Source organism: Crocosphaera sp. XPORK-15E (assembly GCF_034931425.1).
Taxonomy (GTDB): Bacteria; Cyanobacteriota; Cyanobacteriia; order Cyanobacteriales; family Microcystaceae; genus UHCC-0190.
Genome location: NZ_JAYGHQ010000067.1, coordinates 1 through 22418, shown reverse-complemented (window position 1 = coordinate 22418; position 22418 = coordinate 1). Strand labels below are relative to the sequence as shown.

The 22418-nt window shown below is 37.6% G+C and carries 19 protein-coding genes and 1 pseudogene; 4 read left to right on the top strand and 16 right to left on the bottom strand.

From position 1 onward, the window contains the following. Nucleotides 1-16: 16 nt before the first annotated feature. Nucleotides 17-1225: a glycosyltransferase family 4 protein gene (locus VB691_RS24500; RefSeq protein ID WP_323294299.1), complete on the top strand. Its 1209-nt coding sequence runs from the start codon at nucleotides 17-19 to the stop codon at nucleotides 1223-1225. A 33-nt stretch (nucleotides 1226-1258) separates the two neighbouring features. On the opposite strand, the gene uvrA is transcribed toward VB691_RS24500, so the two are convergent. The 4 genes from uvrA to VB691_RS24480 form a co-directional block, all read right to left on the bottom strand. Continuing rightward, complete coding sequence (gene uvrA / locus VB691_RS24495) at nucleotides 1259-4135, bottom strand: excinuclease ABC subunit UvrA (RefSeq protein WP_323294143.1); 2877 nt, start codon at nucleotides 4133-4135, stop codon at nucleotides 1259-1261. A gap of 126 nt (nucleotides 4136-4261) precedes the next feature. Beyond that, entirely contained in the window at nucleotides 4262-4765 is a 504-nt protein-coding gene (locus VB691_RS24490) for a DNA recombination-mediator protein A (protein WP_323294142.1), read from the bottom strand. A 91-nt stretch (nucleotides 4766-4856) separates the two neighbouring features. Continuing rightward, on the bottom strand, nucleotides 4857-5534 hold the full coding sequence (locus tag VB691_RS24485) for a response regulator transcription factor (RefSeq protein ID WP_323294141.1): 678 nt from the start codon (nucleotides 5532-5534) through the stop codon (nucleotides 4857-4859). A 17-nt stretch (nucleotides 5535-5551) separates the two neighbouring features. Then, nucleotides 5552-5839: a LapA family protein gene (locus VB691_RS24480; RefSeq protein ID WP_323294140.1), complete on the bottom strand. Its 288-nt coding sequence runs from the start codon at nucleotides 5837-5839 to the stop codon at nucleotides 5552-5554. 165 nt (nucleotides 5840-6004) lie between these two features. Between VB691_RS24480 and VB691_RS24475 the strand changes: the two genes are divergently transcribed. Together VB691_RS24475 and VB691_RS24470 are read left to right on the top strand one after the other, a co-directional pair. Next, nucleotides 6005-6853 (top strand): pentapeptide repeat-containing protein, encoded by an 849-nt coding sequence (locus tag VB691_RS24475; protein ID WP_323294139.1) that lies wholly within the window; start codon nucleotides 6005-6007, stop codon nucleotides 6851-6853. A 508-nt stretch (nucleotides 6854-7361) separates the two neighbouring features. Then, complete coding sequence (locus VB691_RS24470; RefSeq protein WP_323294138.1) at nucleotides 7362-10502, top strand: DEAD/DEAH box helicase; 3141 nt, start codon at nucleotides 7362-7364, stop codon at nucleotides 10500-10502. 85 nt (nucleotides 10503-10587) lie between these two features. On the opposite strand, the gene VB691_RS24465 is transcribed toward VB691_RS24470, so the two are convergent. From VB691_RS24465 to VB691_RS24445, 5 genes are all read right to left on the bottom strand, one after another. Beyond that, nucleotides 10588-11166, bottom strand: coding sequence for a Uma2 family endonuclease (locus VB691_RS24465; RefSeq protein ID WP_323294137.1), 579 nt, complete (start codon nucleotides 11164-11166; stop codon nucleotides 10588-10590). A gap of 100 nt (nucleotides 11167-11266) precedes the next feature. Further along, complete coding sequence (locus tag VB691_RS24460) at nucleotides 11267-12493, bottom strand: M20 family metallopeptidase (protein ID WP_323294136.1); 1227 nt, start codon at nucleotides 12491-12493, stop codon at nucleotides 11267-11269. A 57-nt stretch (nucleotides 12494-12550) separates the two neighbouring features. After that, the gene (locus VB691_RS24455) at nucleotides 12551-13429 is read right to left on the bottom strand and encodes a transglutaminase family protein (protein WP_323294135.1); all 879 of its coding nucleotides are present in this window, start codon (nucleotides 13427-13429) and stop codon (nucleotides 12551-12553) included. Nucleotides 13430-13440: 11 nt separating this feature from the next. Then, complete coding sequence (locus tag VB691_RS24450; RefSeq protein WP_323294134.1) at nucleotides 13441-14409, bottom strand: alpha-E domain-containing protein; 969 nt, start codon at nucleotides 14407-14409, stop codon at nucleotides 13441-13443. A 61-nt stretch (nucleotides 14410-14470) separates the two neighbouring features. Beyond that, on the bottom strand, nucleotides 14471-15913 hold the full coding sequence (locus VB691_RS24445) for a circularly permuted type 2 ATP-grasp protein (RefSeq protein WP_323294133.1): 1443 nt from the start codon (nucleotides 15911-15913) through the stop codon (nucleotides 14471-14473). A 103-nt stretch (nucleotides 15914-16016) separates the two neighbouring features. Between VB691_RS24445 and VB691_RS24440 the strand changes: the two genes are divergently transcribed. Next, entirely contained in the window at nucleotides 16017-16142 is a 126-nt protein-coding gene (locus tag VB691_RS24440) for a hypothetical protein (RefSeq protein ID WP_323294132.1), read from the top strand. A gap of 100 nt (nucleotides 16143-16242) precedes the next feature. Here the strand turns inward: VB691_RS24440 and VB691_RS24435 are convergent. From VB691_RS24435 to VB691_RS24405, 7 genes and pseudogenes are all read right to left on the bottom strand, one after another. Then, nucleotides 16243-16554 (bottom strand): annotated as a pseudogene (locus VB691_RS24435) (bleomycin hydrolase); the annotation flags it as partial. Continuing rightward, nucleotides 16545-16796 (bottom strand): PIN domain-containing protein, encoded by a 252-nt coding sequence (locus tag VB691_RS24430; RefSeq protein WP_323294130.1) that lies wholly within the window; start codon nucleotides 16794-16796, stop codon nucleotides 16545-16547. The pseudogene VB691_RS24435 and the gene VB691_RS24430, both read right to left, overlap by 10 nt. Nucleotides 16797-16799: 3 nt before the next feature. Beyond that, nucleotides 16800-17099 (bottom strand): hypothetical protein, encoded by a 300-nt coding sequence (locus VB691_RS24425; protein WP_323294129.1) that lies wholly within the window; start codon nucleotides 17097-17099, stop codon nucleotides 16800-16802. Between the two features lie 136 nt (nucleotides 17100-17235). Further along, complete coding sequence (locus tag VB691_RS24420) at nucleotides 17236-17988, bottom strand: phycobilisome rod-core linker polypeptide (RefSeq protein WP_323294128.1); 753 nt, start codon at nucleotides 17986-17988, stop codon at nucleotides 17236-17238. A gap of 114 nt (nucleotides 17989-18102) precedes the next feature. Continuing rightward, nucleotides 18103-19902, bottom strand: a complete 1800-nt coding sequence (ltrA, locus tag VB691_RS24415) for a group II intron reverse transcriptase/maturase (RefSeq protein ID WP_323294127.1) — start codon at nucleotides 19900-19902, stop codon at nucleotides 18103-18105. Nucleotides 19903-20793: 891 nt separating this feature from the next. Beyond that, a complete protein-coding gene (locus VB691_RS24410) occupies nucleotides 20794-21390 on the bottom strand; it encodes a phycobiliprotein lyase (RefSeq protein ID WP_323294126.1) in 597 nt (198 codons plus the stop codon). A 40-nt stretch (nucleotides 21391-21430) separates the two neighbouring features. Then, entirely contained in the window at nucleotides 21431-21874 is a 444-nt protein-coding gene (locus tag VB691_RS24405; RefSeq protein WP_323294125.1) for a DUF1816 domain-containing protein, read from the bottom strand. Nucleotides 21875-22418: the final 544 nt, after the last annotated feature.

The following is a 22418-nucleotide window of genomic DNA, read 5'->3' as shown; positions in this document are numbered from 1 at the left end:
CCTAACAAATAAAGCCATGAAAATATTGATGATTTGTGCTACTTTTCCCTATCCACCTAGTCGTGGGGGAACTCAAGGAAGAACGTTTAATTTACTCAAATTTATCAGTCAAATTCACGATACTACATTAATTACTCAATTAACGGAAGACGTTACCAAGGAAGAAATTGAACAACTCCGTACTTATGTTACAGACTTAAAGGTGTTTCCCTGTCCTACCGGAGACACCAACGGATTTTTGGATAAAGTTATGAGGTTTAGTCAATTTTTTTTAGAAGGAACTCCTCCCAATGTGCGCTATCTTTATCTAGAAGAAATTCAACAATGGATAGATCAAGCAGTAGCTGAGCAACGGTTTGATGTCATTACTTGTGAGCATAGTGTTAATGAAATTTATATTCGTCCCCAGTGGAAACACAAAATAAAAACTGTTATTGATATTCATAGTTCTGTGTATAAAACTTGTTTAAATCAATTAGCAACAGGAACCTCAGAAAATCAGCTAAGAGATCGTCTTTACCTTCCTTTGTTGCGTCGTTATGAACAACGGACTCTCTCTAAATTTTCCCAAGTTGTTGTGACAACAGATGAAGATGAGAAACAAATGCGGGACTTTGCTCCCAATGCAAAAATTGCTTTAATTGCTAATGGTGTAGACTTAAAAACCTTTCCTTATCGTTCTCATGATCCAGGAGGACATCAGTTAATATTTGTTGGGGGATTAGACTATTTTGTTAATATTGACGGTGCTGTCTTTTTTAGTCAAGAAGTTTTGCCATTATTGCAAACAAAATATCCCAATACAACCTTAACATTAGTGGGGTCTAAACCCTCTCCTGAAGTACAAGCATTAGCCAAACTTCCTGGTATTACAGTAACAGGAAGAGTCCCTTCTGTTGTTGATTATTTGCATCGAGCAACAGTGGCAGTTATTCCCTTGCGGACAGGGTTTGGCATGAAATTTAAAACCCTTGAAGCTATGGCCGCAGGGGTTCCTGTGGTGGCAAGCGATCGCGGTTTAGAAGGAATGGAAGTGGCGGGAAAAAATGTTCCTTTAAGGGCTTTAAGAGCAAATACTATAGAAGAATATATTAATAGGATTAGTGATTTATTTGAGGATGGTAATTTACGTGATACTTTATCTAAAAATGGTCGAGAGTATATTGAGAATAATTATACTTGGGAAGCCTTGGGGAATGAGTATGAAAAAATTATTGCTGCTTAATGAATTTAGTTAAGCTGTTGTGCATTTTGGTTATTATGTCTTCTGGATGGGATATTGTTTCAGGACAGATTTTAAATATTTTCCTGTATAAGAGTGAGGATTTTTAGCAACTTCTTCCGGTGTTCCAAAAGTAACAACTTCTCCTCCTTTATCCCCACCTTCTGGCCCTAAATCAATAATCCAATCTGAACAGCGAATCACATCTAAATTATGTTCAATAACTAAAATAGAATTGCCTTTATCTACTAATCTTTGTAACACATTTAAGAGATGATGTACATCATAAAAAGATAATCCGGTAGTGGGTTCATCAATCAAATATAAGGTCTTTCCTGTTGCTCTACGGGATAATTCTGAAGCTAATTTTACCCTCTGTGCTTCCCCTCCTGATAAGGTAGGAGCAGACTGTCCTAATTTAATATAACCTAATCCAACATCGACTAAAGTTTGTAAACGACTAACTGCTTTAGGAATATTTTCAAATACACTCAATGCTTCTTCTACTGTCATGTTTAAAACATCAGCAATAGAATGACCTTTATACTTCACTTGTAGGGTTTCTCGGTTGTATCTTGCACCCTTACAAACTTCGCATTGAACATAGACATTCGGTAAGAAATTCATCTCAATTATATTAACCCCTTGACCCCCACAATTTTCACATCTTCCTCCTTTAACATTAAAGGAAAATTGCCCAGGTTTGTAACCCCTTGCTTTTGCTTCTACGGTTTGAGAAAAAAGCTCTCTGATTCCATCAAAAATGCCCGTATAAGTTGCAGGGTTAGAACGAGGTGTTCTCCCAATAGGAGACTGATCAATGACAATCACTTTATCAATTGCATTGAGTCCAGTCATCTCATTCATCTGTTTAGGAAAGGGGATTTTTTTTGTTAAATGATGTTGCAGTGCAGGATATAATAATTCATTGACTAAAGTAGATTTGCCTGAACCAGAAACCCCCGTAATAGAGACTAATTTTCCCAAGGGAATTTCAACACTAATATTTTTTAAATTGTTAGCATTGCAATGTTTTAAGCAAAGAGACATTCCATTACCTTTGCGACGTTTGGCTGGAGTTTCTATCACTTTTTTACCGGACAAATAATCTGCTGTCAATGATTTTTTTGAGTTTAATAAGGTCTTTAAATCTCCTTGACAAATAATTTCTCCCCCATGAATTCCCGCTAAAGGGCCAATATCAACTAGATAATCTGCAGCACGAATAGTTTCTTCATCATGTTCAACAACAATCAATGTATTACCTAAATCTCTCAGTTTTTTTAAGGTAGTTAATAACCGTCCATTATCTCGTTGATGTAACCCAATACTTGGTTCATCTAAAACATATAAAACCCCTGTTAATCCTGAACCAATTTGTGTCGCCAAACGAATTCTTTGGGCTTCTCCACCAGATAAAGTAATAGTTCCTCTATTTAAAGTCAAATAATCTAAACCGACATCTAAGAGGAATTCTAAGCGATTTTTGATTTCTTTTAGGGCTAATTCTCCAATTAATTTTTGTCTTGAAGTTAATTTTAATTCCTCAATTCTCTGCAAGCATTTATCAATGGCAACACTGGTTAAATCATCAATGCTGTATTGTCCTAAACGAACAGATAGAGCTTCTGGTTTGAGCCGTTTTCCTTGACAAACTTCGCAGGTTTGATCAACGATATATTTATCCATCTTCTGTTTAATAACTTCTGAGCTACTTTCTTGATAATTACGCTCTAAAATCGCTAAAATTCCGTTAAACTGACGATAATAACCTTTGCTTTCATCCGAGCGAGAATCTTGCTCAAACCAGATCGGTTCATCACTGCCATATAATAAAATTTCTTGTTGCTGTTTGGTTAATTTATTCCAAGAAGTTTGAATCTCAAAGTCGTAAGCTTGTCCAATACTATAGAATAAAGACAAATAATAAGAATTGTCTTTTTCTGACCAAGGAGCAACAGCAGCATATAAAGGAGCCTTGAGATCAGGTATCACTAAATCAGGGGAAAATTGCCGCAAACTTCCTAATCCATGACAATTAGGACAAGCTCCATAGGGAGAATTAAACGAGAATAAACGAGGAGATAATTCTTCCATAACTGCCCCATGTTCAGGACAAGCAAAGTTTTCAGAAAACATGATTTCCGAAACATTATTTTCTAAATTATCCTTGTCTTTGTCATTATTTTCTGCCAAGATATCAATGGTAGCTAATCCTTCCCCATGTTTGAGACAAGTGCTTAAGGAATCTACTAATCTTTCTTGAATTCCCTCTTTTTTGATTAAGCGATCTACAACAATTTCAATGTTGTTATAATGATTTTTATTTAATTCAATATTATCGGAAAGTTCTCGAACATCTCCATTAACTCGCACCCTAACAAATCCCTGGGATGCTAAACTAGATAATAATTGTTTATGGGTTCCCTTTTTTCCTCGAACTACAGGGGCTAAAACTTGAAACTTAGTCTGATCAGGTAATTCCATAACCCGATCGCACATTTGATCAATAGTTTGGGGAGAAATTAAGCGATCGCAATGGGGACAATGAGGTTCACCGGCCCGACCAAATAATAACCGTAAATAATCATAAATTTCTGTTACCGTTCCCACCGTTGAACGAGGGTTATGAGAAGTGGATTTTTGGTCAATAGAAATAGCAGGACTTAACCCTTCGATCGCATCTACATCAGGTTTATCCAACTGTCCTAAAAACTGTCTGGCATAAGCACTCAACGACTCTACATAACGCCGTTGTCCCTCAGCAAAAATGGTATCAAACGCTAAAGAAGACTTACCCGAACCCGAAACCCCTGTAAAAACGATGAGGCGATCGCGGGGCAGTTCGAGATCGATATTTTTTAAGTTATGTTGCCTTGCGCCACGAATGCGAATGGTGTTTATATCTAACATATCCCCAAAGCTTAATAATCCTTAAACAAAGTTAATTTTAGATATCAAAACCGACATAGATATCCGACTTACCCCAAGGAAGGTTAGCCGGATTTTGGTTGGTTGGGTTAGTCATGGGTGAAACCGTTAATCAAAGTAGAATAACGTCACCAATTTTCGTTGTTCTTCTGCTTCAGCACAGGTTTGTAATAGGGTATGACTATCATGAAAAGCGAAGCAGATTAATTGTTGACAACGAGTAACAATTTCTCGGTTACACATTGCACTAGCTTCCCCTAAAGACAATCCGTCATTTTCTGGGTTTTCTACCAGATGAACCACCTGTTCTAGTTGCTCTCTAGACTCTCTAGGCTGCTTTGTTAGGCTTTGGGGTAAAATGACCGTCAACAGGTTAGGATCGGCCCGCATAGCCCCTTTAATCGCGGCTGCGTTGGTTCCTGTGGCACCGGATGTCATCAAACGATTACCACCTAAAACCAAAGCATAACTCATCATTTCAATTAACTGTTGATGAGTGATTGGGACATGGCGCGAACCTAATAAGGCAATACGCTTTGAACCCGTTTGCTGGATAGCAGCGAGTTCCTGCGCCAACGTATCTAGGGTAGGAATATCAACTGATTGACTCAAAGACTCTCTCTTAGGCTGAATGACCGCCTGTTATTCTAGCAAACCTCGCTTCATTATGGACTCTCTGTTGTCAAATTTTTATAATGTTGTCTCAGTCTCGCAGTACATACCCCACCCCTCGCACAGTTTGAATGAGGCGTTTTTCCTGTTCTGCTTCTAATTTTAAGCGTAAATAGCGGATATAAACCTCAATAATATTGGAATCTCCCATAAAGTCATAACCCCACACTCTTTCTAAAATTTGGTCACGGGTTAACACTTGGCGCGGATGAGTAATAAGATATTCTAGGAGATCAAATTCTTTGGCTGTCAATTCAATTAAACGACTGCCTCGATAAACTGCACGGGTACTCCGATTTAAGCTTAAATCTTCAAATTGCAGTAAGTCTGGGTTGTCGTCTTGGTTACGTCTTAGGTGGGCCCGCACTCTGGCCAGTAATTCTTCGAGACTAAAAGGCTTGACAATGTAATCATCGGCCCCCGCATCAAGTCCCGCCACGCGATCGCTGATATCATCTTTAGCAGTGACTAACACAATGGGAACCTTACTCCCTGTTTGGCGGAGGCGTTTACAAATTTCTAAGCCAGAAATACCAGGCAACATCCAATCTAATAAAATTAGGTCAGGGTTAATTTCTCTGGCGGTGGTTAACCCCGATAAACCGTCATTAACCACGGTAATTTGATAGCCTTCATATTTTAATTCTAACTCAATAAATTGAGCGAGTTTGGCTTCATCTTCAACGACCAAAATATGGGCGTTACTCATGGGTTATTGCCTCGTTTTTATTGATCAAAGTCAAAATCAAAATCATTTGAGGATTGAGTTTCTCTCGATAAACGTCGTTTTCCCTTGGGTTTGAGGGGTTGCCACAGGATAGGGAATAATGCCCCTAAGATGAAACCACCGCCCACACAAAAAGCGAGTAAAACCCCAATAGGTAGTTTAATCGATTGCCATAATAAAAAGGTTAAGGAAACAGCACTAATATTTTGAATCGAAAAAATAGCGATCGCCCCTAACCAAAAAGCAATTAAACCAGCAACCAAAAGATTCGTCAATATTTTCAGCATAATCACTATTGTAATATATCTGATCACTCAGATTTTCATATTTCCTGCCTTATTGTGTGATCTCAATCACCATTAACCTGAGACTTGAATCACTACACTTGATCTGCATTCAATATGATACTTAAATATATGGCATTAAGAAATGTAACCTAACCTAAAATTATTATGGCAAACCCACAGCACTTTTCTCTCCTCACCAGTCATTTAGAAGCTTGGAATCAGTGGCGTAAACAAAATCCTGATCTTATTCCTGATCTCCAAGGAGCTAATTTAAGTAATCATAACCTAAGAGGGGCAAATCTGATCAATGCTAACTTAGAAAAAGCGATTTTTTATGGGGCTGATTTAAGTTGTGCGCTGTTAACTAAAGCAAATCTTCGTCATAGTGATTTTACCTCTGCTATTTGTCTTGAAGGGATATTTGATGAAGCTGATCTTAGTTATTCCTATCTCACACAAGCTGATTTTAGTCAAGCCTTTTTACGCAAAGCAAATCTCTATGGAGTCTATTTAATTGAGGCTTATTTAATCGATGCTAATCTTAAAAATGCTAACTTAGAAAAAGCAGATCTCAGCAATGCTTATTTAACGGGAGCAAATTTTACAGGAGCAAATCTACAAGATACTAATTTTTCTGGTGCAGATTTAACGGGAACTAAAGGAATAAAATTAACTGATGAAGACTCCCCATTAATCGAAGTTTCTTCCTCTACTTTTTTGATTGATTATATTCCTCAGAAATCAGAAAATACTCTTAATAAATTAGCTCAAAAACGAGAAAATTCTAACAGCAAATCAAGGCAAAAAACGATTGCAAATGCGGTAGTAATTTCTAAGCAAGCAACAGATATAAACTCTCAAGAGATGGTCAAAGAAATTGAAAAACTACGCCTAGAAAATGCAAAATTGAAAGTTCAGTTATATGACTTGTCTGAGGAACGATCTCAGTTAATCAATGAAATTAATCAATTAAAGAAAGCTGATAAAACTTTTGTTGTTTCTAATGCTTCCTAACATTTTTATTGAGATTGATTAGAGATTTGGGAAAGAAATGAGCATAAAAAGTTGGCTTAGATATTCTTTCCCTTTACTTTGATAATGAGAATAAAGTTATATTTTATTGACGCACTACAAATCATTAATAGATAAAGCTAAATTAATAATTAATAACGCCACTATTACCTGATTCTACAAAAATTAATTCCGCCTTCGCTGACTAAATTATAGGTTGCGTAGGCAACCTTTGTTTGTATAGCTTAACTCTTTAGAGTTAAAGTCTATTATTTGTGATAATTTAGCATAACAACGGTATCTTGAATTATAGCTTTAGGACAGGGAACAGGAGAAAATAAAAAGGACTCAGCAGAAAAAGGAGTAAAAATGATACAATAAGCTTTGGCTTCAAACTTCTGCCTTTAAACTGCTATCTATGAGTGATAGAGAACAATTTATTTGGACACTTGGAATTTAACGTTCCATCAACTGTTATCATTTAACAAAAGAATTCCCAAATAGGAAAATTATGTCTACTTTACATGGAATTTGGCTGAAAAGTAATCATCAAAGTAATTTGTTTATTTGGGGGGAAACTTGGCGAACTTTATCCTTAGAAAGTTATTCAGATGATGCTGTTAATCTACATCCTTTTAGCTTAAATAAATTGGATTTCTTTGGTTATTTAAACAATCAAAATATTAAAATCAATGAACTTAAAAAAGCAAAATGGGATTCTATAATTGTTACATTACCAAGTCAAAAAAACACTAAAGCAAAGCAGATTGTTCCTTTATTTTCTATTCAATTATTAGAGCAGGAAAAGACAAAAAAATCAGTATTTTTAAACCCTTGGCAAGTAGAAGGAATATATCTTAATGCTAGAGAAACAATTGATTTTTTGAGTCAGTTACCCTTAGCGTTTTCAGATAATAGTGAAAATTATATTGGTCAAGATCTAAAATTTTGGACACATCTTTATCGTTGGAGTCTTGACTTGTTGAGTAGGGGGAAATATTTACCAGGAATTCTCTCTCAAAAAGACGGAAACTCTCAAGGTTTATGGTATCCTTTGCTGGACAGTCTAATTGATCAGGCACAGTTAGCTAAATTCACCCAACTGATGCCCATAGCTTGTCTGGGAAAGGATGAGTTAAGTTTGACATCTGAAAGACTATTACTAGAAAAACAAACCATAATTCTTGACTTTCTATCAACTATTATTGATTACCAAATTCGTCTATTTTCTCCCTTATCAATTACCCCTAATATTTTTATTCAAAAATGGTTACAGTCTCTAACACAAACATCCTCACAAATTGTTGCTTCAGACACAGACATTAAACAGCTTAGCAATGCCTTAAATAATTGGACATCTTCTCTTGATGACTATCTAATTATTCCTGGTGAAAATAAACTAGGAATTAATCAATTTCGCGTTTGTTTCAAATTAGAAAATCCACCCCCAGATCTACCAAATTCTGATGAAACAAATTGGACATTAAAATATAGCTTACAAGCGTTAGATGATGCCGAATTTATTATTGATGCCGAAACAATATGGCAACATCCTGTTAAACAATTAGTTTGGCAAAACCGCACCATAGAAAATCCTCAAGAAACCCTATTAAAAGGATTAGGATTAGCTTCACGCTTGTATTTTATCATTAAAGAAAGCTTACAAGAAGCATCCCCAACTTCTTGTCAATTAGATCCGATTCAAGTTTATGAATTTATTCGCTCAATTGCTGAAATTTTAAAAGATAATGGTTTAGGAGTTATACTGCCCCCAAGTTTAGCTAAAGGGGTAAAAGAAAAGCGTTTAGGTATCAGTTTAACCGCAGGAGTTGAAGCGAAAAAAGGAGAAAGACTCAGCCTAAAAAGTTTACTAAATTATCAATTAAACTTGGCCATTGGAGAGACAAAAATTTCTCAGAAAGACTTTGAAAAATTATTATCTAAAAAATCTCCTTTAGTCGAAATTAATGGAGAATGGATCGCCTTACAACCGACAGATGTTAAAGCAGCACAAACTATTTTAAGTAAATCCTATGAACCGCTTCAATTATCCGTTGAAGATGCTTTACGCCTCAGTACAGGAGATAATTCAATCTTAGCCAAACTGCCTGTTACTAACTTTGAAACAACCGGAGATTTAGCGCAATTAATTAATAGTATTAATGATAATCAATCCATACAATCAATTGAAAATCCACCCGGTTTTAAAGGGCAATTACGACCTTATCAACAGCGAGGAGTGGGTTGGTTAGCCTTTCTTGAAAAATGGGGCTTAGGGGCTTGTTTAGCCGATGATATGGGATTAGGAAAAACCCCCCAACTTATAGGATTTCTTCTCTATTTAAAAGACGAAGATATGTTAACAAAACCTACTTTAATTGTCTGCCCTACTTCGGTTTTAAATAACTGGGAAAGAGAAGTCAAAAAATTTGCACCAACCCTCTCTACTTTAATTCATCATGGGGATAAAAGAAGTAAGGGCAAAGACTTTATTAAGGCAGTTAATAAGGAAAATTTGGTGATTACAAGTTACGCCTTAATTTATCGAGATCTTAAAACTTTTGAGCAGATTGAATGGCAAGGAATTGTCTTAGATGAAGCACAAAATATTAAAAATCCTCAAGCAAAACAGTCTCAAGCAGTACGTCAATTATCTACACAATTTCGAGTGGCTTTAACAGGAACCCCTGTGGAAAATCGTTTGATAGAATTATGGTCAATTCTTGATTTTCTTAACCCAGGATTTCTAGGGACACAGCAATTTTTTCGCCGTCGTTTTGCCACCCCAATTGAAAAATATGGAGATAAAGAATCTTTACAAATTATGCGTTCTTTAGTGCGTCCTTTTATTTTAAGAAGATTGAAAACGGATCGAGATATTATTCAAGATTTACCTGAAAAACAGGAAATGACAGTGTTTTGTGGTTTATCTTCGGAACAGGCTAAACTTTATCAGCAATTAGTTGATAATTCTCTCATAGAAATTGAGGAACAAACCGGAATTCAACGCAGGGGATTAATTCTTAGTTTACTCCTAAAATTAAAACAAATTTGTAACCATCCAGATCATTTTTTAAAAGAAAAAGCTTTAGAATCTGGACAAAAATCAGGTAAATTATTAAGATTAGAAGAAATGTTAGAAGAAGTTATTGAAGAAGGAGATCATGCCTTAATTTTTACCCAGTTTGCGGAGTGGGGAAAACTATTACAACAATATTTAATGAAAAAATTCTCTCAAGATGTTCTCTTTTTATATGGGGCAACTCGTCGAGAAAAAAGACAAGAAATGATTGATCAGTTTCAAAATGATCCCAAGGGGCCCCAGATTTTTATTCTTTCCTTAAAAGCGGGAGGAACAGGATTAAATTTAACCCGCGCTAATCATGTTTTTCATATTGATCGTTGGTGGAACCCTGCGGTAGAAAATCAGGCGACTGATCGCGCTTTTCGCTTAGGACAAAAACGCAATGTTCAGGTACATAAATTTGTTTGTACTGGAACCTTAGAAGAAAGAATTAATGAAATGTTAGAAAGCAAACAACAGTTAGCAGAACAAACTGTTGATACTGGTGAACAATGGTTAACAGAATTAGATACGGATCAATTACGCAATTTATTATTATTAGATCGAGATTCTATTATTGATGATTAGACTGGAAAAAAGGTAAAATCTGGGCTTTTGGAGATGTCTAATAAAGCCTCAACTCGCTTTATAAGCAGCAAATATTTCCCGATTATCACTCTCCTATAAAATTGACTCGTTTATACAAATCCCCTAGTGTAATTTCTAGGGCTACAGATTCTAAAGTAACCACTTCTTCTTGACCGATAAATTCTGTTAATAACCATTGGCGATTGCCAACTTTACGATATAATTCTACCCGATAAGCACATTGATCAATTAACAGATATTCTTGTAATTCAGGGATCGTGCGATAAAAAGTAAATTTCTGATTCTTATCAAATCCTTCCGTTGAAACTGATAATATTTCTGCAATTAAACAAGGATTAGTCACTGCGGTTTGTTTTGCATCGGTAAAGCAAGGTTCGCCCTTAATTACCATGACATCAGGATAAAAATAGTTTTGAAAATAGGGCGGCCAAAGTTTCATATCACTCATAAATACCGTATAACCCAAGTCTTCTAACGCTAATAACAACCGAGCGTGCAGTTTACCCGTTAAAAGATTGTGATTAGCAGAAGCTCCTGCCATTTTAATCATTTCTCCATTAATTAATTCGCTTTTGTCTTGGGCAACTTCTTCCTGTGCTAAGTATTCTTCGACGGTTATGGATTTAGCGATCGCAACAACCATTTGAACCTCTGATTTGAAGGGTTTTTAATATGATGGACAGTTGAGATATTTTAATTATAGACATTGATCAGAAAATTTATCTACAAGTTAAGTGTTGTTGCTATAATTTTGTAAAATTTTGATAAAACTTTTCCACACAACGCACAAACATTTCCACTCCCAAAGGTAATACTGTCTCATCAAAATCAAAACGAGGATGATGATGAGGATAGGCCAAACCTTTTTCATGATTAGCTGACCCCAAAAAGAAGTAACATCCTGGGACTTCTTGCAAAAAGAAGGACATATCTTCACCTCCCATTGTCTGACAAGTCGGGGCAATTCCTGCGGGGGTTTCTACCACTTCTAAGGCTACTGAACGCACCAACTCTGCCATTTTTTCATCATTAATAACTGGAGGATATAAACGCCAATAATCAAGTTCATAATTAGCCCCATAAGCTTGACAAATTCCCCCCACAATTTCCCCAATTCTTTGCCCAAAATATCCTTCAAACTCAGGATTAAAATAGCGCACCGTTCCACTCATTCTTGCCGTATCAGCAATCACATTTAAGGCTGTTCCTGCATGAAGTTCCCCTACCGTTACCACCGCAGAATCAATGGGGTTAACATTACGAGAAACAATAGACTGCAAAGCATTAACTATTTGTGCGCTAACCACCACAGAATCAATAGTTTGGTGAGGCATTGCCCCATGGCCGCCTTTTCCAAATATATTGAGGCGAAAACATTCAACGGCCGCCATTAAAGGGCCACTGCGTACCCCAACGGTTCCTAAAGGCAAATTATTCCATAAATGTAGCCCAATAATAGCATCAACATCAGGATTTTTTAACACCCCTTCTTCTATCATGGGTTTAGCACCCCCTGGACTTTCTTCAGCAGGTTGAAAAATGATTTTTACTGTGCCTTGAAAGTCCTCACGATGTTGCCATAAATAATGGGCAGTTCCTAATGCAATGGTAATATGTCCATCATGGCCACAAGCGTGCATAATTCCTTGATGTTGGGAACGATAAGACACTTCATTTTCTTCATGAATTGGTAAGGCATCCATATCAGCGCGAAGGGCTAAAACTGGGCCAGGATGAGGGCTTTTAATAATGGCAATAATTCCCGTTTTGGCGATACCTGTTTGATGAGGAATGCCCATTTTTGTTAATTTTTGGGCGATAAAAGCTGCCGTAATTTCTTCTTGAAAACCCAACTCAGGACGTTGGTGTAAGTGCCGTCGCCATTGCACTAATTGCGCTTGAAGATTGCGAATTTCTAGGCGAATTTGGGAGAAGTTAAGAGAAGATAATTGAGGAAAGCTAGAAATCATAAGTTACTAATTTTAAGAAAGACTAGGATTGATATTTTTAGGGTTAATTACTAATATTTATTCGTCCTGATGTTCAATAAAAAGATGAACTGCGATCGCTGATTTTGGGGGCTGATTTGTCTCTACAATGGGTCTAACGGGGGTAATTTCTCCGGTTACGGGGGCGGCCCCTTGGGGGAAGGGACTGGCGGCTAAGGCCATATATCCATGGGCTACAGCTAACCCATGAGTGGGATCATAACCGCGCCAACCTCCCCCTGGCAAATACACTTCTACCCAAGCGTGTAAGTCTCTTTGTTCTTGATGGCGATCGCCTTCTTGATAGCCACTGACAAATCTTACTCCTAATCCTACCACGCGACAAGCTTCCATAAATAATAAGGCGTTATCACGACAAGATCCTTGTTGGTTTTTCCAAGTAATTCCAGGTTGCCAAGCTTCCCCCGTTTCTCTAATCGTATAGTGACAGTTTTCATATATTTTCTGATTTAAACTTGACAAAAAATTTAAGGTATTGCCTTGAACTTTATGTAGAATTTCTTGGGCTAATTGAACAATAGCAGGATCAGGAATTTTATTGTAAAAATCAAGATAAGGTTGCAATTGATTAAATAAAGAAATTGGATAATCAATCGGTAAATTTACAGCCCAAGGTTCTAATAAATAGCTAAAGGGATTATTATTATAAGTTTTTACCTCAGATCTGATATTAATAGTTAATATTTCTGTGGGATAAGTAAACCATAATTGAATCACATTATTGCCGTTTAAATCGACAATTTCGGCTGTTTCTTTGGGACTTGGAGTAATAGATAATGAAAAGTTTAAGAGATTTTGCCTACCATCAGAACGAGGCCGCATTCTCAGACTATGGGGGTTGAGAAAAACGGGTTGACTATAGGTATAAATAGTTTGATGATTAATAGAATAACGCACTTTATTTTTGTTTAATTTTGGATGGATAATTGTTCACTAAAATCAGTCACAAAGAAGGTTTCTCCCATTTTTTCTCCAATAGTATTGACACGAGTTTGAATGCGGTCTAAAAATTCATGTAATCCAACTTCCATGATATCATCAATCACAGTATAAGCTAATTCGGAACACAAACGGCCTAAGGATCTTTCGGCGGAATTACTCCAAATTTCTAAGGGCGTTCCTGTAATTTGATGAAGGGAATGTTGTACTTGACGCAAACAAAAATAGATAGATCTGGGAAACTCTCGGTTTAAAATCAAAAATTCTGCCACGTTATTTGGCAAAATACGTCGTTGACATTTTCGATACATTTCATAAGCACTTGCTGACTTTAAAAGAGCGATCCATTGAATTTGATCTAAAGGGGTTCCTACCCATTCCGCAGAGGGCAATAAATAGAAGTATTTTACATCAAGAATACGAGCCGTTTTATCAGCCCTTTCTTGAAGTCTTCCCATGTGGCCAAAGTGCCATGCCTCATTATGAGTCATGGTAGCATCCATTACTCCCGCGAAACGATGGCTAGAAAGTTTTATTTGGGTGAAAAAATAGGGGAGAGTAGATTGAGGATGATATTTCGCTGCATCCATAATCAGACGATAAAAACGATTCACTTCCTCCCACATTTCTGAGGAAATAATTTCTCGCACAGAACGGGCATTTTCTCGCGCCATTTGTAAACAAGATAGAATAGAATTAGAATAGTCTTGATCAAAAGTTAAGAATTGAATGACATTTTCTGATGTGGCTTTTCCATACTTTTCAGAAAATAGCTTTAGATCTCCCGTTATTAATATCAAAGGTTCCCATTGTTGGCTAACGCCTGGGGGTAAATCTAACATTAAGTTGAGGTTGACATCTACAAAACGAGCCACATTATCTGCTCGTTCAATGTAACGATTTAACCAATAAATTGAATCTGCAACACGACTTAACATGGAAATTATAACTAATAAAATTGATAATTGATCTAAGGACAAATGGCCATTTGCCCTTAGTTTAACTGTTCAAAACCCAAGTGTCTTTACTGCCTCCACCTTGAGAAGAATTAACTACTAAAGATCCTTTCGTTAAAGCAACCCTTGTTAGTCCCCCTGGGTGAACATGAATTTCATCGCCGCGATGTAAAATATAGGGACGTAAATCAACGTGTCGTCCTTCTATTTGTCCATCAATAAAGGTTGGGACGCGAGATAAACTTAAGGTAGGTTGAGCGATATAATTACGAGGATTAGCTATTATTCTTTTGGCAAATTCTTCCCGTTGTTCTTGAGTAGAATTAACTCCCACTAACATACCATAACCACCAGCTTCATTGGCCGCTTTCACCACTAATTTATCTAAGTTATCTAAGACATAATTGCGATCACTTTCTTTCCAACACAAATAAGTAGGAACATTCGATAAAATTGGATCTTCTCCTAAATAATAGCGAATCATTTCAGGTACATAAGCATAAACCACCTTATCATCAGCAACCCCTGTACCTGGTGCATTCGCTAAAGCAACCCTTCCCTGACGATAAACCTCCATTAACCCCCGAACCCCTAAAAAAGAGTCAGCACGAAACTCTAAGGGGTCAATAAATTCATCATCCACACGACGATAAACCACATCAACCCGTTGTAGTCCTTTTGTGGTCTTCATTTGCAAATAACCATCAACTACAACTAAGTCTCGTCCTTCTACTAATTCTACCCCCATTTGTTGAGCTAAAAATGAGTGTTCAAAATAGGCAGAATTATAGATTCCTGGTGTTAAAACAACCACCGTAGGATCGGGAATTTGAGGACTTGCTAAATTGAGTAAGGTTTCTAATAGATGACTTGCATAGTCATCCACAGGTTTAACGGCCATGGTTTGGAAAATTTGGGGAAAAGTGCTTTTCATGACCCGACGGTTTTCTAAGACATAAGAAATACCAGAAGGAACCCGCAAATTATCTTCTAAAACATACCATTGACCATCATTATGACGGACTAAATCTGTGCCTGTAATATGACACCAAATGCCTGATGGTGGGGTTAAATTAACACAAGGATCAAGAAAACCTTGGGCTGATTCAATGATTTTGCGGGGAATTTTGCCATCTTTAATAATTTTTTGTTGGTCATAAATATCCCCTAAAAATAGGTTTAAAGCGCGAATTCTTTGCTTAAGACCTTTTTCTAACTGTTGCCATTCATTGCCATCAATAATACGGGGAATAATATCAAAAGGAAATATTCTTTCTACCCCTTGATTGTCATTGTAAACGCGAAATGTAACCCCTAAATTAAATAATGCGAGTTGTGCTGTGTCTAGATGTTGTTGCAGTTGTTCTAAAGATAATTGCTGCATCCATTGAATTAACGAGGCAGCATGGGATCTCGGTTGTCCTGCTGCTTCGTACAATTCATCATAAAATGTTTCGGGGTCATAGGTGTCAAGATGAACAGCCACCGCAAATTCTCCACTAACCTTACTTCTTACAGGATCTGCTTGAAGCTATTATATTATTATAGTTTAATTTTCTATTAATAACGATAAATAATGTTTTGTTTTTATGACATTAAATGACCGTCATTTTGAAAATGTTTACAATGCTTTAAGAAATTTAGCACAAACGATGGAGCAATTAATCCAGCGACAGTTGACTACAGAAGAAAACTCAAATATTTTGTCTCAATGAATGATTGAGTCAGTCAGAAATTAGGGGGTTACAAGCAGAAAATCGTCGGATTATTGAACGAGTTTTTAATGATAATGAGTAATTGAAAAAATCTGACAAATTAGGACAATGAAGAAATAATAAGATCAAAATAAGTATTAAGTTCCTGATTTATAGATAAATAATCACCATCGGTAGTAATCCATTCTAGTTGAGAATTCCTATTAAGCTTATTAATTAAGTCAATTATATTACTTCTCATCATAGTTATAGAATAAATAGCAGAACCAATGGGAACACCTAATGCTAGATAGGTTTCTTTTAAACCCTTCAAACAACGATCCTCTAATATACTAGCATCACAACACAATAGTGCGTAAGTTGTATAACGCAGAATAATTTCTGCATCTCGTAAACAAGCAGTCATACGACGATATCGTTATTAACAGGACAAACTTTTAGAACTTTTTGAAGCTCATTAATGGTTTCTTGAACATCATCAGGATTTACTAATTGGCTAATATAAAAGCAAATTTTTGCCAATCCATTTTCTGTAATAAACGCCTCAAATTTCCGAGATTCTATAATTTTCCAGAGAATCTCAGCCTCTATTCTGAAATCTTCTCGATTCAGTAAATACTCTACAATAATATCAGCATCTACCAAAATTCTCATCAATTATGCGTCTATTTCACTGGTATATTTTTGAGTGATTTGAGGTTTTTTTGTCGGTTTAGGTTCAGTAGTTCCTAAACGCTGACGCATTTTTTCACCAATTCCTTCTAATTCTACTGTTTCAGACGTTTTTTCAGAATCATTAATCACCTCAGAGGAAGATTGTTCATGAGGAAAAGAATCATTTTCAAAATAAACATATTCCCCTTCATAAGCATTTTCAATTACATATAATCCAGGTTTAACCTCTTTAGTAATTGGTTTATAACCCTCTGGATGTCGAATGCTGCTAGGTTCTATCATAATTGTTCCTCCTATACTTACCAATAAAATTAGGGAAAGCCACAGATCCACAGAATAACGTTGTCCGTTTGACTAAATCATTCTGCCCATCCGCAACTTTCCCTAAGCCTTAAGCTTCAGCGTAACGCCGTTTTAATTAGCGACGAGGAACAGCCGACATATAATCCAGATTTCCGGTAGAAACCCGGCCAGTAGGGTTTCCTTTGGCACTGGGAAGACTCCGTGCTACTCCTAAGAAGTTTGCAGGATCGCCCGCTTTGGCTTTTTGGTCTTGAGGAACATAACGACGGATTTCGTTTTGCCAAACGATTTGGGGGAAGCCCAAAATCGTGCGATAGTAGCCATCATAACGGGGAGACTTAATGTTGAAAGGAGTTTCTCCAGCTTCGCGTCCAGGTAAGTTACGACGACGTTGGAAAGGAACGGTATCATAACCGAAGTTTTCTAGATACTCGTCACTATTGAGTAATTCGTCGATGAAACCGCCGTATCCTTTGGTCGCAACGACAATAGACCAAGTGATTTTTTCCCGTTCGCTGTAAACATCGCGGCCAAGTACCCGTTGAACACACTGCTCAACAAAGCGGTAGTTACTATTTTTCTCGTAGAAGCTGTTGATAAACGTCTTAGAGAGTAACAAACCACGAATGAAGTCCCGCACGGTAATTTGTCCATTACGGAGTTGAGATTCTAGGACAGGTTCCCGATCCCACTTAAACGCATGGAAAAAGATCTGGCGGTAAGCAGCTTCGATCAGATTACCCATATCTCCTGGAGAGAGGAGATTTTCAGTAGTGAAGACGATCGGTTGTTCGTCTCCTGGTACGATGTATCCTTCTACCCGCGCATTTTGGGATTTTGGCGCGTAATTTAAAAGAGGAAGAGCCAAGTTTGAACCTCCGTTATTTTACAAAGTCTTAGAAGGGGTCGAAGTGGTAGTCACCTACCACAACTCCCATTCCGAACCGTACATGAGACTTTCACCTCATACGGCTCTCGGCAATTAGCCCGTTGTCATCGGTACTGTTAACACATCATCATACCATTCATAGCCATTGTCTGACCATTTACAGGAGCCGTCATTTTTGCTTTTGACATCATGACAGTGACGATGTAGAGCTTGGTAGTTTTTGTCTTCTTCCTTACCGCCTTTCGACTTGGGGATAATATGGTCAATTTCTATCAAGTCATCAGGTGTAAAGTGTTGGTTACATAACGCGCACTTGCCTTTTTGTTTCTTCAAGAGCTTTGATACTCTTGCGGGTGTTTCTGGGTAGTTACCTCGTCGTGTACTCCAGTAAGTCCAGTTTCCATCATAAGGGGAAGAATCAGGTCTAACCAATGTGTGTCTCTTTATCTCTCTTTCAGCATGGGTTATTAGGTACGTTTTTCCGGTTTGGAACGTCCATATTCCGTTTTTTCCGTGTGAGAAATATTTTCTGAGGGCTTTTATTAATGGTGTTTTCTTTTTCTTCCTTCTGACTGTCCAGGCTCTAAGCATTTCCCACATAATATGGTCTTCGGATGAGAATATTTCTTTACTACATACAGTAGAGTAGAAATTACTCCATCCTCTGATTATGGGGTTTAATCTACTGATTAATGCTGCTTGAGGTGCATCTCTGTGAGAATTGACAACCTCTTTTAAAGCTCTATGATGTGCCTTTATTGCCTTTTTACTGGGTTTGATTATGGTCTTAAATCCAATGTGTTTATTTACGTTCATGAGTTTATTAACTATCTTTCCAGAGTGGTGTATACCAACTGGATATGAACGTATATTAAACCCTAGGAAATCAAACCCAGGTTCAACGGTTTCCCCATTTATTTCGATGCTCTTGAGAGAGTGTCTGATAGAGGTTTTCTCAAGTTTGAGTTCTAATCCAACCTGTTCTAACCATTGAGATATTAAGGACTTACATTGTAGAATAACGTTGTAGTCTTCATGGAGAACTACGAAGTCATCGGCATAACGGATGACCTTGGGTTTATACCCTGTATTGCATGAACCATCTTCCCTAATATTTGTTTTAGGGAAGTGGTTTTGTAAGTGGTCAATCATTCCGTGCAGTGCGATGTTAGCCAATAAAGGACTAATTACACCGCATTGGGGGGTTCCGTTGTCGGTATCCTCGAATATGCCGTTATCTATTACACCAGCTTTCAACCACTTCTTGATGATGTGTTTCATGCTGGTGGGACAATCTACTTTGGACAGTAGGTAATCATGGTTAATCATGTCAAAACACTTTGATATATCGGCATCTAGAACGTATTTGGCTCTTTTATTAATTGCCACATATATCCTACCGATAGCATCATGTACGCTTCTGCCTGGTCTAAATCCGTATGATGTACCCTCAAATTGGGCTTCCCAGTACGGTTCTAAGGCTGATTTAACCAAGGCTTGCATGGCTCTATCTTTAATAGTAGGGATTCCTAGAGGGCGTTTTTCATCCCGTCCAGGTTTTGGTATCCATACCCTCAAGAGTGCCTTTGCTTTATAACCTTCAACATTTAGCTCGTTGACTAGCCTCAATCTTTGGTTAGGGTGTGTTACCTTTATTCCATCAACGCCAGCCGTTTTCTTGCCTTGATTATCTTGGGTTACTTTGCGTACAGCTAAGAGCTTTGCGTAATGTGACTTAATCAGGAGTTTTTGAAGCTTTTTAGCTTTGACCTTATCACCTGATTTAACAGCTTGAAATATTCGTTTTTGAAGCTTAAACACCTTTCTTTGGACTTTAGCCCAATTGATGGTGTTCCATTCGTGCGTAGTCTTGGTTATACTCGCTTTCGACATTTGATACCTCTACTAGAGACTATTCCTTACTAATAAACCAGCAATACGTCAGCATATCCGTACTCATTACAAGTAGGCATTGGCTTCTTATTGCTTCTCACCCCCATGACCCTTGCGCTTAAGTTTGTCACTTCTTACCTACTCGACCAGTGGTAAGAGCAGTCATGGGGTTACTTCGTTCCGTTGATTTGGGATTATTGGTTTTAGGTTTCATCTATCCCCCAGGTTACTTTTAGGAATCTTTGTAGATGTTGTTTTCAGAACTCTACTTTTCACCATGTTCGTTTTGAACGCAGCTTATCAAACAGTTAAGCTACTTGATTTAGAAGTGAGGGTTCGGACAATGATTCAACTTAGTGTTTTAACCATGACCAATTGACTCAGGGAACGGCATATCTTGCTGTTTCAGGACGGGTTCCCTTTTTAACCCCGCTTCCATCCTGGATTTACTAAATCCAAAACGGGGGGTTATGTCGTCACTCTTAGGATTTCTCCTTTGATTCCGAGTGTGGCTCCTTTTAGCCAACAAATCAACAGTTATTCAGATTTCTATGTTCTGAACGAGCTACACACTTGTTAGTACAAGCTTTCTAGCTCAACGAATCGCACAAAAACTGTAATCCTAATCATAAGGGAGTTGGGTACGTTAAGAGGAGTAATATTAAGAATTATTACAATTAACTTAGAAAAGGAGGGAGAAAGAGAGGGACATTAAGCTAATTCTGTGGTCATTTTCCCACCCATCCTTGAGCTTTGTTTTCCCTGACTGAGATCTTGCACCTAGTTTGAAAACCCCGATTTTTTACCCAATAGTAACAAAGTCATGCTTGGTTTCCTGTCTTTTAAAATCGGGGTTTTGTTATTGTTAAATCATGGTGCAAGATCTCAAGCTTACCAACCCGTGATGGAATAGCAAGGATTGAGGGTTGAGACGTTCCCAACAACATTGGCCGAACCCTTCGGGTTATCTTCCTGACGCATCTCCGCGCAAAACGTCGCCGTATTAAAGCCACCAAACCTCTGGACGGTACTCGTTCTCAATCTTAGGTCAGGATTTACAAACCAAAACCTTTCAATGGTACTCATGGTGTCGTACTCTGTCACCAACACTAGGGCATTATCCTCATCTATCTGATAACGGCCCGCAATGGGGACAATTTCGGCGTAACCTCTCTCTCGTAAGAGCATTCCCTCTCTCGGATTATTAGAATCCGGGATTAAGGCAAAAATAGTGTTACCTTCGTGATTTTCGTCTTCTTTATCCCAAGCCATTGAACCATCCCAACTGACAAACGCACCCCCAATGGCTAAAGCGGGATCAAAGTCGTGTAGTTGACAAATTTCGGCAATTTTTGGATGATCTGGCCCGATAGCTTCTACATAAATCTCTGAGTTGCCAATTTCTGCCCGTCTAAAGGCTAAATGATGAGTCGTGCGCTGCGATCGCCATTTCCCTGAACTATTTTGAAAAAATTCTAATGCGTCCATAATTTTGATTACTCCTGTTCGTTTTAATAGTTTTTAGACATCAGTATCTAACCCCATCCAATTCTTGAGTTAAGATTTGGGGTTGACATTGTTTAATTTTTATGGTAATAGTGCTTACGCCTTCTTGTTCTAAGTCTTCCACATAACCCCCTTGATTAATTTGGGCTTCTTCGGGACTATCAAAAGGGCCAAAATAATACAAACAATGGGGCTGAGTTGTCATAATTTCAACCCACCAGGGCAATTCAAGCTCCCGTTTAATAGGTAGCTCATCAAGAGAATTAATAGGCATAATGTTAACAATTTTGCCTCCTAAGCGGGTGATCCGTTGCATTTCTTGGTTCATCCGTTCATAAGGGACTTTTAAGTAAAATTTCCCCCGACGTTGAAATAAACCGTTAAGTTGGTTAAGTGCCGCCATTTGGGGTTGAATCACCACTTCATATAGAAAAACACGGTTATTTGCGTCGTTGTTAGTCGCCATGTTAGTTTGGGTTACTGGGTACATTGGGATTAATGACAGCCCGATCAAGTTGATTTAGCTGGCTACTGAAATACGCTTTGATGGAAACGTTAAAGCTGCTTGAGCTTAGGGATTTTCCTTAGCCTATCATGGGTTGTCGCTTTTCTCTATGAGAAAACTGAGGCCACAACTTGAAAAATTTCAGGAGATTTTTATATTTTACTGAATATTTAGGGAATAAACTGCATCATCCCTTTAAATTTTCCCGTTGACAATGAATATCAGCCTATACATTCTTTTTGGTTCCATGAATTTTCCTCTTTTGTCTCTTGATCCCTTGATGATCCCAATGCTTTGTTTATCTATCTTTGATAAAATAATTGTCAAGACTTAATCCTATATTTTTCATGAGAAACTAATGCGCTACACAATTTATCGGAAAATTGGGTTTAAAACCCCGCCACTTCGGCATACTTCGGCTGCGCTCAGTACAAGTCGCTCAGTGCATCGCGTTTTAGGGCGGCTTTATATTAAGTTTTGTGTATTTTACTAACTAAAATAAATT

Coding starts and splice junctions, on each gene's coding strand:
- VB691_RS24500 (WP_323294299.1), top strand. CDS start 17: ATGAAAATATTGATGATTTGTGCTACTTTTCCCTATCCACCTAGTCGT.
- uvrA (WP_323294143.1), bottom strand. CDS start 4,135: ATGTTAGATATAAACACCATTCGCATTCGTGGCGCAAGGCAACATAAC.
- VB691_RS24485 (WP_323294141.1), bottom strand. CDS start 5,534: ATGAGTAACGCCCATATTTTGGTCGTTGAAGATGAAGCCAAACTCGCT.
- VB691_RS24480 (WP_323294140.1), bottom strand. CDS start 5,839: ATGCTGAAAATATTGACGAATCTTTTGGTTGCTGGTTTAATTGCTTTT.
- VB691_RS24475 (WP_323294139.1), top strand. CDS start 6,005: ATGGCAAACCCACAGCACTTTTCTCTCCTCACCAGTCATTTAGAAGCT.
- VB691_RS24470 (WP_323294138.1), top strand. CDS start 7,362: ATGTCTACTTTACATGGAATTTGGCTGAAAAGTAATCATCAAAGTAAT.
- VB691_RS24465 (WP_323294137.1), bottom strand. CDS start 11,166: ATGGTTGTTGCGATCGCTAAATCCATAACCGTCGAAGAATACTTAGCA.
- VB691_RS24460 (WP_323294136.1), bottom strand. CDS start 12,493: ATGATTTCTAGCTTTCCTCAATTATCTTCTCTTAACTTCTCCCAAATT.
- VB691_RS24450 (WP_323294134.1), bottom strand. CDS start 14,409: ATGTTAAGTCGTGTTGCAGATTCAATTTATTGGTTAAATCGTTACATT.
- VB691_RS24440 (WP_323294132.1), top strand. CDS start 16,017: ATGACATTAAATGACCGTCATTTTGAAAATGTTTACAATGCTTTAAGA.
- VB691_RS24430 (WP_323294130.1), bottom strand. CDS start 16,796: ATGAGAATTTTGGTAGATGCTGATATTATTGTAGAGTATTTACTGAAT.
- VB691_RS24425 (WP_323294129.1), bottom strand. CDS start 17,099: ATGATAGAACCTAGCAGCATTCGACATCCAGAGGGTTATAAACCAATT.
- ltrA (WP_323294127.1), bottom strand. CDS start 19,902: ATGTCGAAAGCGAGTATAACCAAGACTACGCACGAATGGAACACCATC.
- VB691_RS24410 (WP_323294126.1), bottom strand. CDS start 21,390: ATGGACGCATTAGAATTTTTTCAAAATAGTTCAGGGAAATGGCGATCG.
- VB691_RS24405 (WP_323294125.1), bottom strand. CDS start 21,874: ATGGCGACTAACAACGACGCAAATAACCGTGTTTTTCTATATGAAGTG.